General features: G+C 68.8%; 13 protein-coding genes. 6 read left to right on the forward strand and 7 right to left on the reverse strand.

Annotation, left to right across the window (positions count from 1 at the left end; genetic code table 11):
• The 6 genes from SD455_RS04430 to SD455_RS04455 form a co-directional block, all read right to left on the reverse strand.
• Window positions 1-430: hypothetical protein (locus tag SD455_RS04430; RefSeq protein WP_445507363.1), on the reverse strand; the 430-nt coding region annotated here is incomplete at its 3' end.
• Window positions 431-497: 67 nt separating this feature from the next.
• Window positions 498-2,648: a hypothetical protein gene (locus SD455_RS04435; protein ID WP_445507364.1), complete on the reverse strand. Its 2,151-nt coding sequence runs from the start codon at window positions 2,646-2,648 to the stop codon at window positions 498-500.
• Between the two features lie 302 nt (window positions 2,649-2,950).
• The gene (locus tag SD455_RS04440; protein ID WP_445507365.1) at window positions 2,951-3,241 is read right to left on the reverse strand and encodes a glutaredoxin family protein; all 291 of its coding nucleotides are present in this window, start codon (window positions 3,239-3,241) and stop codon (window positions 2,951-2,953) included.
• A 72-nt stretch (window positions 3,242-3,313) separates the two neighbouring features.
• A complete protein-coding gene (locus SD455_RS04445) occupies window positions 3,314-3,790 on the reverse strand; it encodes a hypothetical protein (RefSeq protein WP_445507366.1) in 477 nt (158 codons plus the stop codon).
• Window positions 3,791-3,874: 84 nt separating this feature from the next.
• Window positions 3,875-4,480, reverse strand: a complete 606-nt coding sequence (locus SD455_RS04450; protein WP_445507441.1) for a tyrosine-type recombinase/integrase — start codon at window positions 4,478-4,480, stop codon at window positions 3,875-3,877.
• Window positions 4,481-4,781: 301 nt separating this feature from the next.
• Window positions 4,782-5,129 carry a hypothetical protein gene (locus SD455_RS04455; protein WP_445507367.1) on the reverse strand — a complete coding sequence of 116 codons (348 nt, stop codon included), beginning with the start codon at window positions 5,127-5,129 and terminating at the stop codon, window positions 4,782-4,784.
• Between the two features lie 246 nt (window positions 5,130-5,375).
• Here SD455_RS04455 and SD455_RS04460 point away from each other — a divergent pair, with 246 nt between their 5' ends.
• From SD455_RS04460 to SD455_RS04485, 6 genes are all read left to right on the forward strand, one after another.
• On the forward strand, window positions 5,376-7,760 hold the full coding sequence (locus SD455_RS04460; protein WP_070161204.1) for a glycogen/starch/alpha-glucan phosphorylase: 2,385 nt from the start codon (window positions 5,376-5,378) through the stop codon (window positions 7,758-7,760).
• A gap of 30 nt (window positions 7,761-7,790) precedes the next feature.
• On the forward strand, window positions 7,791-9,713 hold the full coding sequence (gene glgB, locus SD455_RS04465) for a 1,4-alpha-glucan branching protein GlgB (RefSeq protein ID WP_445507368.1): 1,923 nt from the start codon (window positions 7,791-7,793) through the stop codon (window positions 9,711-9,713).
• Window positions 9,710-10,993: a glucose-1-phosphate adenylyltransferase gene (gene glgC, locus SD455_RS04470; RefSeq protein WP_445507369.1), complete on the forward strand. Its 1,284-nt coding sequence runs from the start codon at window positions 9,710-9,712 to the stop codon at window positions 10,991-10,993. Before glgB ends, glgC begins: the two co-directional genes overlap by 4 nt.
• A gap of 30 nt (window positions 10,994-11,023) precedes the next feature.
• The gene (gene glgA / locus SD455_RS04475; protein WP_445507370.1) at window positions 11,024-12,487 is read left to right on the forward strand and encodes a glycogen synthase GlgA; all 1,464 of its coding nucleotides are present in this window, start codon (window positions 11,024-11,026) and stop codon (window positions 12,485-12,487) included.
• Window positions 12,484-14,538, forward strand: coding sequence for a glycogen debranching protein GlgX (glgX, locus tag SD455_RS04480; protein WP_445507371.1), 2,055 nt, complete (start codon window positions 12,484-12,486; stop codon window positions 14,536-14,538). Before glgA ends, glgX begins: the two co-directional genes overlap by 4 nt.
• 163 nt (window positions 14,539-14,701) lie before the next feature.
• Entirely contained in the window at window positions 14,702-15,475 is a 774-nt protein-coding gene (locus SD455_RS04485) for a sirohydrochlorin chelatase (protein WP_445507372.1), read from the forward strand.
• Here SD455_RS04485 and SD455_RS04490 read toward each other — a convergent pair.
• Window positions 15,432-16,400 (reverse strand): hypothetical protein, encoded by a 969-nt coding sequence (locus SD455_RS04490; protein WP_445507373.1) that lies wholly within the window; start codon window positions 16,398-16,400, stop codon window positions 15,432-15,434. The genes SD455_RS04485 and SD455_RS04490 overlap by 44 nt on opposite strands.
• Window positions 16,401-16,444: the final 44 nt, after the last annotated feature.

The raw sequence follows: 16,444 nt of genomic DNA on the forward strand, positions 1-16,444 counted from the left end.
GTTCGGGTTCGGGCTCAGGTTCCGGCTCGGGCTCCGGCTCGGGCTCCGGCTCAGGCTCCGGCTCGGGCTCCGGCTCGGGCTCCGGCTCGGGCTCCGGCTCAGGTTCCGGCTCGGGTTCGGGCTCGGGTTCGGGCTCCGGCTCAGGTTCCGGCTCGGGCTCCGGCTCAGGTTCCGGCTCGGGCTCCGGCTCAGGTTCCGGCTCGGGCTCCGGCTCGGGCTCCGGCTCGGGTTCGGGCTCGGGTTCGGGCTCCGGTGCGGCTTCTTCGATCAGTTCGTCAAGCTGGTCAGAGACCGATTCCACGATGTCGGTGCTCTCGTCGGTCTCGGCCGCCGCGGATGCTGCGGTCAGGGGCACCGTGGTGATCCCAGCCAGAACCGCTGTCGCGAGCACTGCTCCTGCCCGCCGTGGATGGTCATTGATCGGTGTCATGTTGCTCTGTCCTCCATAGGTGAGACGGGGTCTGGTCGATATCTGTCGGGAGTAGTCGATAGGTGGGTCAGACAGTCCCTCCTGGCTCTTCGACTGCTTGGAGATCACCGCTGGGGTCACGGACAAGTAGGAGGTCCCCGGACCAGCCGACGATGCGTCGGGTCGAGGGACTCTCGATGACCGATCGACCGTCTCGGGTCGCATAGATGCGTCCGTCGGTGGTCTCTGCGACCGCTGCAGGGCCGATGGCGGTCTGCCAGGCTCCTGACTCTGCGGAGTCCGGCACAACGGCGTGGAGGGTGCCGGTGGAAATGTCGATGGCGTAGGGGCCGATGATCGCGATCTCCATACCTCGCCCGATGCTCCAGCCGGTGGGGCTGTCTGGGTCGTGGTCTGGCAGCACCGCTGTGAGGTCGCCGGATTTGATGTGATGAACAGCCATGAGGGCTTCGCCGTCAACGGTCCACTGGCTGAGAGTGAGTCCCCGTCCGGCCGTGATATGCCGTGAGAACTCGGCAGTCTCGGTGGGAGCGGTGAGTCGGGTCTCGGTAGCGGGCTCGGCGTCAGGGCCGAAGGCGATGGACACAACCGAGGGTTGGCCGGGAACGACCTGGATCAGGGTGGTGTCGTCGATGGCAGCGCTGAGGTTGTCGGGATGACCGGTGACCTCGAGGGGCTCATCGTTGTTGGGCAGGAGCGCGGCGGTGGTTCCGTCGTCGCTGCGGACCATAGGCGTTTCGCCGGCGCTGGTCACTCGATCCGTCGCTGCAAGCTCCCAGGTGTAGGTCTCGCCTTCGCCGGTGATGAGGGTGAACCCATCCTCTGTGCGTGCTCCTACGGCGGGCCCATCAGCAGTGATGAACTCGTCCAAGCTGCTGACAGGTGAGTCCAAGGCGATGCGTGCGGTCTCGTCGCCGCTGGTGGTGTGCAGCAGGACAAGCTCTGCGGTCTCCGGGTCGATGTAGGTCAGTCCGGCAGCAGTCCACCCGAACTGCTCGGTCAGAGCGCGGTCGAGTGTCCAGATCTCGCGGGTGTGGTCTGCGTCGAGGGCTGTCGTGGTGCGGGTCGCCTCGGGGGCTGTGGTGATCCACGACGGGGACGTGCCGGCGGTGCTCGTGCTACTGGAGCTGAGAACGTTCCACAGTCCTGCCGACGCTGCCAGTATCAGCACCAGCAGAGCAGCCGCGCCCAGGCCGGCGCGGACCGAGAGCACGGGATTCAACCGCGCACGGACCCCACTCTGCTCGGGCTGTGCCTCTGTCTCGATGTCATGCGGGTCCGGGTCGTCATGATCACTCATGGGGTCGTCAGTCGACTGGGGGAGATCGTCTTCATCGGTCGAGGGCTCGTCGGGCGTCGAGGGGCCGAGGAGCTGGTCCGCGAGACTCGTCGGTGGCACCTCAGCAATGGGCTCGGGATCGGTGCCTCGGGGTGCAGCTGAGTCAGTGGGGGTGTCTGCTCGCTCGGGACGTGCCTCCGAGACGGACGTAGCTGAGACGGCGGGGGCAGGGGAAGCGGCCACCGGAGTGGATCGGGTGGGCGTTCCTTCGGAGACTGCATTCGCTGTCGGTGCGGCTGTCAGTTTCGTGGGAGACGGGAAGTGGGTGGGGAGCGCCCTGGTAGGGGCTTCAGGGACTGCTGCCGCACCCGGGGAATCAGGGCCCGGAGCAGGTGAGTCTGGGGGGCTTGTCTGGGGTGCGGTGGACTGCTCAGCCTCGAGGGGGGATGAGACCATCCCCAGGAGGTCGCCGCTGAGGATGATGTCACGGTCCATGCTCTTAGCCGCCGCATCGAGGATCCCGCGCAGCGCGTCGCGGCGGACCGGGTAGGAACGGCCCTCGGCGGTCAGAGTCCAGCCGTGATAGGCGAGCTGGTAGTCGACCGGCTGTGTGGGGGCGGTGGTGATGGTATGGACGTCGGTGGCTCCGACGATCCACCAGCTTGGGGTGAAGATGTCATCTGCAGGAGCAAGCACAGATGAGGCGAGCCCGACCAGGGGCGGGCGGTGGTCTCGATGGCTCTTGCGAATCGCGGTGATGGCCTGCCGGATAGTGGGCTTCTCGATGCGCACCCCGCTGGAGTTGATGACAGTCACGGTGGCGCTGAGCTCGAAATGCACCGGCTCCGGGGCTTCGGCCTGCGAGGACGGGTCCTCGGGTGGCGCGCTGGTGCACAGCTCAGCGCGTGAGTCGTTAGTGGGCGTCGTCTCGCTGCTCACCGGTGTGCTCCCTCATCTTGTGGCGTGGTCTCGCGAACTGGTTCGACGCACCGGGGACAGGATGTGTGTCAAGAGCAACGGCCACGGCGCTGACCGGGTGTCCGGCCATGTGTCCGGACAGTGGCCGGGACGGGGTGGCCGGCCATGGGGGCGGCGGCCGCAGTCGGTCCGGAGGGGCGATGGATGGCCGGTCAAGGACCGGTCAGTGTCCGGTCGTTGGGTGGCCAGAGTGGCCGGCGTGAGTGGCCGGACATGGCAGTGGCCACCGCGATTGCGGTGGCCACTGGTGGTGTTTCCCCTGGTCAGGCGACGGCAGGGCCGGACACGGCCATGTTGGGGGCCTGGATGGCGTAGGTGCGGGCTTCCTCGATGGCCGCGTCGAGTTTGGCCGGATCAATGCCGCCGAAGTGGCCGTTGGGCGTTTCGATGACCGGGGTGCCGGAATATCCCAGGTCGAGGAGTCGTTGGCGGGCGTCGTGGTCTTCGGTGACATCGCGGTAGGTGAATTCGATGTCGGAGCGTTCAAGCTTGGTAGTGATCGCGCGGCAGGGCCCACAGTTGGGCTGGCCGTAGAGGGTCAGGATGCTGCTCATGGTGGTCTCCTCGGGAATCTCGGATGGATTGCTGACTGCTCTCTGGGGGTTCATGGGGTCACCTGTTAGGTCTCAGTAGGGGTTCTCGGTTTCGAGGTACTCGGTGTCGTCCTGGGCGGTGGTGATCAGCTCGATGAGGTCATCGGTGTCCAGGTCTGAATCGGTGGTGTTGTCGATCCACCAGCCAGCCCGTGTGAGTGTCCGTGCTGCGGCGAGGATCGCGGTTCCGTCGTCACCGGCCGGGTCGTCATCGAGGATGGAGGCCACGGCTTCGTATCGTGCGCGGGTAGCCCAGTCGACCTGCTTCTCGGTGCCTTCCAGGGCCGGAAGGGAGTGTTCGGCGTCGAAGGCCTCGGCATCCAACAGGGTCTGCTGGTTCTGTTTCTGCAGGTCTTCCTTGCCCCTCTTCCGGAAGCAGCGGCCGCAGACGAAGTTCTTGCCCAGTCCGAAGGCCCGGCCCTTCCGTTTGCCGGCAGGGGTGTCGGAGAGGTCTTTGGCCTCGGTGTGTCCGCACTGGAAGGTGATGTCGTAGGTGGTGGGGATCGCCATGATGGCCTCCTGAGGTGGCTCGAGTTGGTACACGGTGGATTCGAGCCTCAGGAGGGCGGTCGTGTGTCGCTACGGATTGAGGGTCTATTCGATGGCGCGGAGTTTCTGTGCTGCACTGCGCGCGGCGTCAAGATCTGGCATGGAGAGGACTCCAGCCTGGAGACGGCTCGGTGATGTTGCGGTGTAGATCTGCGTGGTGGCGACGGAGGCGTGACCGAGGAGGTCCTTGAGCGCCATCAGGTCCGGGGTCCGGGAGAAGAATTCCGTGGCAAATCTGTGCCGGAGTGTGTGTGCGGACCAGCCATCTGGCATGAGGGTCCTGATTCGGCGTGAGATGGAGGCGGGCCGGTAGTGACCCGTGGGGTTCAGCTCGGAGGGGAAGTAATAGCCGGCGGGGAAGAGGTCGAGCAGTTCAACGAGAAGTCGATGGGCTGGGACGATCCGGCGGTGACCGCCTTTGCCGGTGATCCAGAGCACTCCGTCGTGGAAGTCGTTGCTGTGCAGCGCGGCGATTTCGTGGCAGCGCAGCCCGCCGTAGTTGCCGAGCAGGATCATGAGCACATCTCGGCGGGTCGTGGCCTTCTGGAGTCCTCGCTCGATGGCGTCAGATGGTGCCGGACGTGGGACGGCGCGGGGCACTTTGATGGAGGGGATCTGCGCGGTGGGGTCGTGGGCGAGGTGACCGAACATGCGGCCCCAGTGGTACAGAGATCGAGCAGAGGAGAGCGCGGAGCGGCGTGTGTTTGGGGCTGAGCCGCAGCTGAGGAGCCACAGATTGATTTCCCGGGTCTGGAGGTCCCACACGGAGGTCTCGTGGCTGGCGGCCCAGTCAATGAGGCGATGGACCCAGTAGAGACGGGTTCGGATGGTCTCGGGAGTGTTCTTCAGGGCGAGCCATTGCTCGAGCTGCGTGGTGTCTGGGGTGTTGCTGCTGCTCAATCCGTCTCCTCAGTCGCTCGTGGTGCGTTCTGAGGAGACTAGTTCGTGCTAGTCAGCGGCGGATTTCGTTCTCCACAGGGTGGTGGCAGCCGTGGCAGCACTGAGTGCCCGAGTAGTCAGGTTCAGCAGGGGGTGGTGCGGGAGAGGGGCGGGACGAGAGGTATCGCAGAGCCGTGATCAGGATCCATGTTCCGCCTGCGATGAGGGCAACTCGGGCGGGGGCGTAGGCGTCTCCACCCGCGATCTCACCCCACCCGTCGTTGACGCCGATGATGATGCTCAGGATCAGGATGAGGCCAGCACCTATCTGGGTCATGGTGACCAGCGTGCGGACGGGATTGGTGAGGAACCGGCCCAGGAGTAGCAGCAATGCGAGGCCTACGATGAGCAGCAGAGTCATGATCTTCTCCTCCGTGTGCGTGTGGGGGACAGTATGCCTGGCCCCTATGACATTGGTCTGCTGGGTAGGAGACCTGCGTGATGCGCCCAGCCGAGGGCTGTGGCAAGTGCTCGGGTTGCGAGTGGGGTGTGATCCCACAATCGTGAGGTCGCGGGATCGAGCCCCGCCACCGCTACTACATTCGACGCCCCCGAGTCCCCTGGACGCGGGGGCGTCGTGCGTTGTCGGCCGGGCTATGCTGAGCGCATGTCGACAGCCTCAGATCTGACCTCCGTCCTGCTGCACCATCTGAGGTGCTCGGTGGGGGTGGAGCCGGCCCGCGCCCAGCTGCTGGACTGGCGCCTCGCCCTGGCCCACACCCTCCGCGAGCAGGCCACGGACTCGTGGCTAGACTCCGCCCGGCGCACCCGGGAGGACGGGCTGAAGAGCGTCAACTACCTCTCCATGGAGTTCCTGCCCGGTCGCCTCCTCGAGGACGCCGCCATCAACCTGCGGCTGCGGGACTCTGTCAGCGCCGCCTTCGACGACCTGGGAGTGAGCGTCGCCGACGTCGTCGCCGGCGAACCGGACCCCGCGCTCGGCAACGGCGGACTGGGGCGTCTGGCCGCCTGCTACCTGGAGTCCATGGCCACCCTGGCGTGCCCCGCCCACGGCTACGGGCTGCGCTATGAGCGCGGCCTGTTCCGGCAGCACTTCGAGGACGGTCGGCAGGTGGAGCGCCCGGATGAGTGGCTCACCTCTGGCGATCCGTTCAGCCTCTCCCGCCCTGCCACCGCCTACGCGGTCCCCTTCGGCGGGGAGGTCTCCGACGACGACGGCGGCACGGCCTGGCGGCCGGAGACCCGCCTCGTGGCCGCCGCCCACGACACCCCGGTGATCGGCTACGGCGGTGGGTGGGTCAACACGCTGCGCCTGTGGTCGGCGCTGCCCGCCGCAGATCTGCTGGATCTGGACCGGTTCAGCGCCGGCGACTTCTTCGGTGCTGCCGAGACGGAGACCTGGGCGCGCACTCTCAGCCGGGTGCTCTACCCGACCGACACCACCGACCTGGGGCGGCGCCTGCGCCTGTCCCAGGAGCACTTCCTCACCTCCGCCTCGGTGCAGGACGTGCTGCACCGGTTCCTGGAGACCCAGCAGGATCTGCGCCGTCTGCCCGAGCACGCCGCCATCCAGATGAACGACACGCACCCGGCCCTGGCCGGCCCGGAGCTGATCCGTCTGCTGGTGGACGAGCACGGGGTCGGCTTCGACACCGCCGCCGACCTGGCCGTCCAGGTGCTCGGGTACACCAACCACACCCTGCTGCCGGAGGCCCTGGAGATGTGGCCGGTGGATCTGATGCGCCACCTGCTGCCCCGTCACCTGCAGATCATCGAGCGGCTGGACCAGCGCGTCCACGAGGTCCACGGGAGTGCGGCAGACGACGTCCACCTCATCGAGCACGGCCACGTGAAGATGGGGGAGCTCGCCGTGGTGACCAGCCACCGGGTCAACGGCGTCTCCGCGCTGCACACGGACCTGGTGCGCCGGAACCTCTTCCCCCACCTGGAGGCCCTCACCCCGGGCCGCATCCTCAATGTCACCAACGGGATCACGCCCCGGCGCTGGCTCGCCCTGGCCAACCCCGCACTCGCCGATCTGGTCACCGAGACCATCGGCCCCGGATGGGAGACGGATCTGGACCGGCTGCGTGAACTGGAGCCCCACGCGGAGGACCCGAACTTCCTGGAGGCCTTCGGACGCACCAAGCATCTGGCCAAGCACCGCCTGGCCACCTGGCTGGACGAGGAGCACGGCATCGAGCTGCCCCTGGAAGCGCTCCTCGACGTGCAGGTCAAGCGCCTCCACGAGTACAAGCGACAGCTGCTGAACATCCTGTGGACCGTCTCTCGCTGGCAGCGGATCAAGGCCGACCCCGGCGCGGACTGGGTGCCGCGCGTCAAGATCTTCGGAGGCAAGGCGGCTCCCAGCTACACCGCGGCCAAGGACATCATTCGGCTGATCAACGACGTCGGGGCGGTCATCAACAGCGATCCCGAGACCCGGGAGAGGCTGCGGATCATCTACCCGCCGAACTACAACGTCACCATGGCGGAGAAGCTCATCCCCGCCGCCGACCTCTCCGAGCAGATCTCCACGGCTGGGATGGAGGCCTCGGGCACCGGGAACATGAAGTTCGCGCTCAACGGGGCGCTGACCATCGGCACCCTGGACGGCGCGAACGTGGAGATCCGTGAGGAGGTCGGGGCGGAGAACTTCTTCCTCTTCGGCCTCACCGCGGACGAGGTCCTCGCCCGGCGTGAGCAGCCCGGCCACGCTCGTGCGGCGATCGAGCAGAGCCAACCGCTGCAGGACGTCCTGCAGGCGATCGCGGAAGGCACATTCAGCCCCGAGGAACCAGCGCGTTACAGCGGTCTCGTCGACCACCTGTGGAACAGTGACTGGTTCCTCGTCGCCTCCGATTTCGACGCTTACAATTCCTCCCAGGAGCTGGTAGACATGTCCTACCGCGATCCGTTGCGGTGGCAGCGGATGGCAGTGACGAATGTGGCACGGATGGGCAGCTTCAGCTCCGACCGCGCAGTACGGCACTACATGAGGGAGATCTGGAACGTACCCCCGGCGCAGTAGCCGCCGTCCTGTCGACGAAAGGCCCCGGCCATGTCCCCACCGGCAGATCCGCACCGATTCAGCCCCGTGCTGGGAGCGCTCGACGAGCACCTCTTCGCCGAGGGAACGCACCACCGGCTGTGGGACGCGCTCGGCGCACACCTCATCACCCATGAAGGGGTCGACGGCGTGCACTTCGCCGTCTGGGCCCCCAACGCCTCCCGGGTCGCCGTGGTCGGGGACTTCAATCACTGGAACCCTGACGAGCATCCGATGCGGCCGGTCGGGTCCACTGGGGTGTGGGAGACCTTCGTGCCCGGCGTCGTCGAGGGCACCGTCTACAAGTACGACCTCCACGATCGAGACGGTCACCGTCTGCCGCAGAAGGCCGACCCGGTGGGCTTCGGCGCCGAGCACCCGCCCGCCACCGGGTCCGTGGTGCGCCGCCTGGACGCCCACCACTGGCAGGACGACCAGTGGCTGGCCCGCCGAGCCGAGGCGAACGCGGTGACCAGCCCCATCAGCGTCTATGAGGTCCACCTGGGGTCCTGGCGGAGGGTCGACGGCGTCCGCCCGCTGTCCTACCTGGAGCTCGCCTCGCAGCTGGTGGACTACGTCGCCGACCTGGGCTTCACCCATATCGAGGTGCTGCCGGTCAGCGAGCATCCCTTCGACGGGTCCTGGGGCTATCAGCCGGTGGGCATGTATGCGCCCACCATCCGCTACGGCACTCCGGCGGAGTTCGCGGCCTTCGTGGACGCCGCCCACGCCCGGGGGCTGGGAGTCATCGCCGACTGGGTGCCCGGACACTTCCCGACCGACGAGCACGGGCTGGGCCGCTTCGACGGCACGGCGCTGTACGAGCATCTGGATCCGCGCCAGGGATTCCACCCGGACTGGAAGACCTACATCTACAACTACGGGCGGCCCGAGGTGCGCGGCTACCTGGTGGCCAACGCCCTGTACTGGATCGACCAGTATCACCTGGACGGTCTGCGGGTCGATGCGGTCGCCTCCATGCTCTACCGGGACTACTCCCGGCCCGAGGGGGAGTGGGTCCCCAACCGGGAGGGCGGACGGGAGAACCACGAGGCCATCGACTTCCTGCGCGCCACCAATGTGGCCGTCTACGGGACTCATCCGGGGGCGGCGATGACGGCCGAGGAGTCCACCTCCTTCCCCGGGGTGACCCGCCGGGTGGACCATGACGGCCTGGGCTTCGGCTACAAGTGGAACCTCGGTTGGATGAACGACTCGCTGACCTACTTCAGCCGCGACCCTGTGCATCGGAAGTACCACCATGACGACCTCACCTTCGGGCTCTCCTACGCCTTCAGCGAGAACTTCGTGCTGCCCATCAGCCACGATGAGGTCGTCCACGGCAAGGGCTCCCTCTACCAGAGGATGCACGGCTCGCATGCGGACAAGCTCGGCGGGCTCAAGGCGTTCTTCGGCTACATGTGGGGCCATCCGGGGAAGAAGCTGCTGTTCATGGGTCAGGAGATCGGGCAGCCGGCCGAATGGGACCATGACGGCGAACTGGACTGGGGCGTCCTCCACGACCCCGGCCATGCCGGTGTGCAGGCCCTGGTCCGGGACCTGAACCGGATCTACCGGGAGCAGCCGGCGCTGCACCGCTGGGACGCGGACGGCCGCGGGTTCTCCTGGCTGCTGGTCGACGGAGCCGACGACCAGGTGGTGGCCTGGACCCGACGGGGAGAGCCGGGTGATCCGCATGTCGTCGTCGTGCTGAACCTGGCCCCCGTGGAGCGCACCGGCTACCGGGTCGGGTTCCCCGTCGCCGGGCGCTGGCGGGAGGCGCTCAACACGGACTCCTCCGTATACGGCGGCGGCGACCGGGGCCACGGCGGTGCCGTGGAGACGGAGCCGGTGCCCGCGGCGGACGAGGCGCAGTCGGCGCTCCTCACCCTTCCCCCTCTCTCGGCCATCTATTTCGTGGAGGATCACTCATGAACACCAGCACTGAGTTGGGCGCACCAGCCCGGCTGAGCAGTCAGGCCATGGCCTTCGTCCTCGCCGGCGGCCGGGGCAGCCGCCTGGAGGAGCTCACGGACCGCCGGGCGAAGCCCGCCGTGCACTTCGGCGGCAAGACCCGCATCATCGACTTCCCGCTGTCGAACGCGCTGAATTCGGGCATCCGGAAGATGGCGATCGCCACCCAGTACAAGGCCCACTCGCTGATCCGCCACATGCAGCGCGGGTGGAGCTTCTTCCGTGCCGAACGCAATGAGTATCTGGACATCCTTCCGGCCAGCCAGCGCGTCGAGGAGAACAAGTGGTACCTCGGCACGGCGGACGCCGTGACCCAGAACATCGACATCGTGGACGACTACAACGTCGAGTACGTGATCGTGCTCGCCGGGGACCACGTGTACAAGATGGACTACGAGGTCATGCTGCGTCAGCACGTGGAGAGCGGCGCGGAGGTCACCGTCGGCTGCCTGACGGTTCCGCGGGAGGAGGCCAGCGCCTTCGGGGTGATGCACATCGATGAGCGGGACCGGATCATCGACTTCCTGGAGAAGCCGGCCGATCCGCCCGGCACCCCCGACGACCCGGACGTCTCCCTGGCATCGATGGGGATCTACGTCTTCGACTGGCAGTTCCTGCGCCAGCTGCTCATCGAGGACATGCATGACCCGGACTCCAGCCATGACTTCGGTCACGACCTGATCCCGCAGCTGGTGACCCGAGGTGCGGCCTATGCGCACCGCTTCAGCGAATCCTGCGTGATGAGCGGCCTGGAGACCCGTCCCTACTGGCGGGACGTGGGCACGATCGACTCGTTCTGGCAGGCCAACATCGACCTCACCGAGTTCGTGCCGCCGCTGGACCTCTATGACCAGAAGTGGCCCATCTGGACCTACGCCGAGCAGACGCCGCCGGCGAAGTTCATCCACGACGAGGAGGACCGCCGGGGCCAGGCGATCCAGTCGCTGATCTCCGGGGACACCATCATCAGCGGCTCCGATGTGCACAACTCGCTGCTGTTCACCGGGAACCGGGTGCACTCGTACTCGACGCTCGACCACGTCGTCGCGCTGCCGTACGTGGAGGTGGGCCGGCACACCCAGCTGAGCCGCTGCGTGATCGACAGCCGGGTCCGCATCCCGGACGACCTCGTGGTCGGGGAGGACCCGGAGGAGGATGCGAAGTGGTTCCGGCACACGGACAAGGGGATCACGCTCATCACCCAGGACATGCTGGACCGCCGGGCCGCCGCGCTGGAGTAGTCTGGTGCTCCTCCTCTGAAAGGACGTCCCGTGACCGCCGTGCGTCGTCGTGTCCTCTCCGTCGCCTCGGAGTGCGCACCCCTGATCAAGACCGGCGGGCTCGCCGACGTCGTCGGGGCGCTTCCGGGCGCACTCGAGCCCTGCGGCTGGGAGTCCCGGGTGCTGCTGCCGGCCTACCCGCAGGTGCTCGATCAACTCGACGGTTCCCGCCGCGTATGGGCCGAGGACGACCTGTTCGGCGGACCCGCCTGCGTGCGCTCGGGCACCGTGGACGGGCTGCCGATGCTGCTGCTGGACGCTCCGCATCTGTTCGAGCGGCCCGGCGGCCCCTATTCCGACGGGCAGCATGATCACTCCGACAACCATGTGCGGTTCGCCGCGCTGAGCTGGGCGGCCGCGCAGATCGCTCAGCACGGGGCCCACGACGGCGCCGGGGAGCCCTGGCGGCCGGACCTGGTGCACGCCCATGACTGGCAGGCCGGGCTGGCGCCGTCGTATCTGAAGTACGCCGACGCAGGCGTGCCGACCGTGATGACCATCCACAACATCGCCTTCCAGGGGGTCTTCGGGGCGGACCAGCTGGACCGGCTGCGGCTGCCGCGCTGGGACTTCCACCCGGAGGGGATCGAATACCACGGGGCGGTGAGCGCCCTGAAGGCCGGGATGATGCATGCCTCCCGGGTGACCACGGTCAGCCGCACCTATGCGGAGGAGCTCACGTCGCCCTCCTTCGGCTTCGGCTTGGAGGGTGTGGTCGCCATGCGCCGGGACCGCGGGCAGATGCACGGGATCGTCAACGGCATCGACACCACGGTGTGGGATCCGGCGCGGGATCCGTCCGTCCGCCACCCGTACTCAGCGGGGGACACCGCGCCCAAGGCCGCCAACCGTGCCGCGCTGCTGCAGGAGTTCGGGCTCGCTGAGCCGACCGGGCCCCTGGCGGTGGTCGTCACGCGCCTGACCCATCAGAAGGGCGTGGACCTGCTGCTGGAGACGCTGCCCGGCTTCGTGGAGGCCGGTGGGGCGGTGGCGGTGCTCGGTTCGGGGGACCCCTCCTATGAGCGGGGCCTCCGCGAGCTCGCTGCCCGGCGGCCCGATGCGGTGGGCGTGCGCCTGGGCTACGACGAGCCGCTGAGTCACCGCATGTACGCCGGCGGTGACCTGGTGCTGGTGCCCTCACGGTTCGAGCCGTGCGGGCTCACTCAGCTCTACGGCCTGCGCTATGGGGCGCTGCCGCTGGTGGCCTCCACCGGCGGACTGCGGGACACGGTCGTCGATGCCACGGCGGAGAACCTGGCCGCCGGCACCGCCACCGGCTTCCTCGTCTCCGAGCTCAGCGCCGCCGGTCTCGCCGACGCGCTCGCGCGCGCCCTGCGGCTCCACCAGGACCAGCAGGCATGGCGCGCGGTCCGGCAGACCGCCATGACCAGCCCGGTGGACTGGTCGACGTCGGCGCAGCAGTACGCCGCCCTCTTCTCGGAGCTGGTGCGGTGACCCGTCGTGTCTCGCCCGGCCGCCCGTGGCCGCTGGGCATCACCCTGTCCGACGACGGTGCGAACGTGGCCGTCTGGGCTCCCGAGGCCGAGTCTGTCTGGCTCTGCGTCTTCGACGGTGAGCAGGAGGAGCGCCTCCTGCTGCCCTACACCGACGGCGGCGTCCGGCATGCCCACATCTCCGGGCTGTCCGCAGGCATGCGGTACGGGCTGCGCGCCGACGGGCCCTGGGCACCGGAGCAGGGGCTGTGCTTCGATGCGCGGAAGCTGCTCATCGACCCTTACGCCCGCGCCCTCGACGCGCCGGTCCGATGGCACCCGAAGATGGCCAGCACCTCCGAGGAGGACAGTGCGTCGGTGATGCCCAAGGGCATCATCCTGGCGGACGCGCACGGACGTGAGGCTGAGGCCGCCGACGCCGAGGTCCCGGATCCTGCGGCGAACCGACCGCGGCACGACGTCGGCGACCTGATCATCTATGAGGCGCACCTGAAGGGCCTCACGGCCGTGCATCCGGAGGTTCCGGAGGAGCTGCGCGGCACCTACGCCGGATTCGCCCACCCGGCGATCGTCGACCACCTGGTGGAGCTGGGCGTCACCGCGGTCGAGCTGCTGCCGCTGCAGGCCTTCCTCGACGACGAGCACGTGGTCGGGCGTGGACTCACCAACTACTGGGGGTACCAGCCCATCGCGTGGCACGCTCCAGAGCCGCGGTACGCGCTCCACGACGCCGACGCCGAGCTGCGCACCCTGGTGCACACCCTGCACGAGGCCGGCATCGCCGTGTTCCTGGACGTCGTGTACAACCACACCGGAGAGGGCGGCGACGGCGGTCCCATACTCAGCCTGCGCGGCCTGGACGCCGGCTACTACCGCCGGCACGAGGGCTCCCACATCGATGACACCGGCACCGGCAACACCATGGCCACCGAGCACCCCATGATGCTGCAGCTGATCCTCGACAGCATGCGCCACTGGGTGACGCGCTATGGGATCGACGGGTTCCGCTTCGACCTGGCCACCGCCGTCGCCCGCGGGCCGGAGGGCTTCGACGCTGCCGGCGCGTTCTTCCAGACCGTGCGGCAGGATCCCGTGCTCGCCGGGGCCATGCTGATCGCGGAGCCGTGGGACCTCGGGCCGGACGGCTACCAGCGCGGCGCCTACCCGCACCCCTGGTCGGAATGGAACGACGGGTTCCGCGACGACGTACGACGCGCCTGGCGCGGGGACCGGGACGCCGTCCGGGCCCTCGGCGCACGTCTGCTGGGCTCCGCCGAGACCTTCGACCACTCGTGGCGTGCCCCCACGGCGTCGATCAACTTCCTCACCGCCCACGACGGGTTCACCCTGGCGGACGTCGTCTCCTACGCCGAACGGCACAACGAGGCGAACGGGGAGGACGGCCGCGACGGGCACAGCGAGAACCACTCCGACAATCTGGGCGTGGAGGGCCCCACCGATGACCCCGAGATCCGCGCTGCACGCTCGCGACGGGTGCGGGCCATGCTGGCGACCCTGTTCGTCTCCCAGGGGGTGCCCATGCTGCTGGCCGGGGACGAGATCGGCAACAGTCAGGGCGGCAACAACAACGCCTATGCGCAGGACAACGAGATCGGCTGGGTGGACTGGACGGACCCGGACGTGGAGCTGCTGGACCTGGCCCGGCGCCTGACCGGACTCCGCCGGCGACTGCCGGTGCTGCGCCAGCGGGCCTTCCTGCACGGGGCAGCCCGCCGTGACGGAGCCCCGGACGTGCTGTGGCTCGGTGCCGACGGGGAGCCCGCCACCGAGCAGCACTGGGAGGACCCCGAGCTGCGCACCGTCATCGCCGTGCTGCGCGGCGCCGCCGGAGACCCTGTGGGGGAGCACCTGTCCGGCGCGGCGGCGGTGGTGCTCACCGTGGGCGAGGAGACGACTGTGCGCCTGCCTGGAGACGGGCCGTGGCGTCTGGAGATCGACACCTCCGGTGAGGCGCGTCCGGAGGACGAGTCCGGCGGGGTGTGGACGATCGGTGCTCAGTCGGCGGCGGTGTTCACCTCTCCGGTGGAGTGACCTCCTCACCGGCGCTGTGACGCCGTGGGGCGTGGAGGCGCTGTGACGCCGTGAGGCGTGGAGGCGCTGTGACGCCGTGAGACGTCGCGTTCACCGGGGCGTCACACATCCGTCCTAGGCTGAGTCCCCACGACTGCAGGCACCCTCCGGAAGGACGTCCTCGATGAGCCCAGAGCGCCCCGAGCTCCCGCCCGCGCTGGCCGCGATCTCCCACGGCACCTCCGATGCCTCCGGTCAGGCGGTGGTCCGCCGGCTGGCCGACGACGTCGCCGCGGCCGCCGCGGCCCGCGGGCTGGGCGCTCCAGTGCGGTTGGGGCATGTGGACGTCCAGGACCCGGATGTGTCCGCCACTCTGGCGGAGCTGCCCCAGAATCTCTCCGCGGTGGTGGTGCCGGTGCTGCTGTCGGCCGGGTATCACGTCCACGTGGACCTGAAGAAGGAGACCACCGACGTCGGCCGGGAGGTCACCATCGCCGGAGCGCTCGGCCCGGACGACCGTCTCGTGGACGTGCTGGTGCGTCGCCTGGCCGAGGTCGGCGCAGAGCCAAGCACGGACCGGATCATTCTGGGCGTGGCGGGCTCCTCGGATCCCGCCGCCGTCGAAGACTGCCACGAGATGGGCCGTCGACTGGCCGCACGGCTGGGAGCCGAGGTCGAGGTGGCCTTCCTCGCCGCGGCGCAGCCCACCGTCGCCGGGGCCGTCGCCGAGGCGAAGCAGACCCTCGACGCCGCGGGGGAGGGCGGACGCGTCGTCGTCGCCAGCTACCTGCTGGCCCCCGGCTATTTCCAGACCCTGCTGGAGAAGGCGGCCGGCGACGTCACCACCGCGCCGCTGCTGCCCGCCCCGCAGGACGCGGGGGCGCCGCCGGCCTCCCCTCCGGAGCTGGTGGACATCATCCTGGACCGCTACGCCGCAGCCGGTCCAGCACGCCGGTGAAGACCGCCGCGGCGGCGACCACGACCCACAGGCACACCACCAGCACCCAGGTCGTGTGAAGCCCGGGCATGATCTCGTGGAGCTGCCGCCCGAGCGGAGTCCACACCATCCTGGTCGGAAGGGCGACCGCCACTCCCGCGGCCACACTGGTCACCAGGTGCAGGTGCCCCAGCCGCCGCAGGTACAGGCTCAATGTCCCGGCGAGCAATCCGGAGGCGCCGAGGACCAGCACCAGCAGCCCGAGGACCGCCGCCAGTGCGGCGGGAGACCAGGGCCAGGGATGGTTTCCGAAGGCCAGGCCGAGGCCCAGCCCGAAGGGTGACGCGCAGAGGGCTGCCAGCGCTGCCGTCGTCGGGGTGCCCACCAGCCGAGCGACCGGACGCGCATCGGGGCGCTGACCCGCGGGGAAGCGAGGAACGGCGTGGCGGCCGCGGCGACCGGACGGGAGCAGGTCTGGGAGCAGACAGGCCAGCGGGACGAGCACCCAGAACTGGACATGGTGCCAGAGAGAGTCGGGCGTGTGGACATCCGGCGACGTCAGGACGGTGACCACAAAACGCAGCGAGTCCAGCAGCAGGAAGCCCATGACGCCGAGGGCGGCGAACAGCGCACTGCCCGTGAGCGCGCGGACCAGAGCGGCGATCCCCGCCGCCAGCACAGCGATGAGGCTCAGTGTCAGCCAGCTCTCCAGATGGTAGGACAGCCAGCGGAAGGAGGGCGCCACCGCGTGGAGACCGACCGCAGAGATGACGGTGTCGACCGTGGCGGCCAGCAGGGCCAGACCGATCCGCTGCCACAGCAGCATCGGAGCGGATCCGAGACGCGGCGGCAGGGGGCCGAGGGACGGTCCGGCGCCGAATCCGAAACTGTCGGGTGCCGGGCCTGTCGGGTGCTCCGGCGGCCGGCGGTGAGGCTGGTCGGTCATCGGCTTCTCCTCGGGGCGTCGTGCTCGCGGCGTGTCCCCGGACC

Source organism: Nesterenkonia sp. K-15-9-6 (assembly GCF_052656005.1).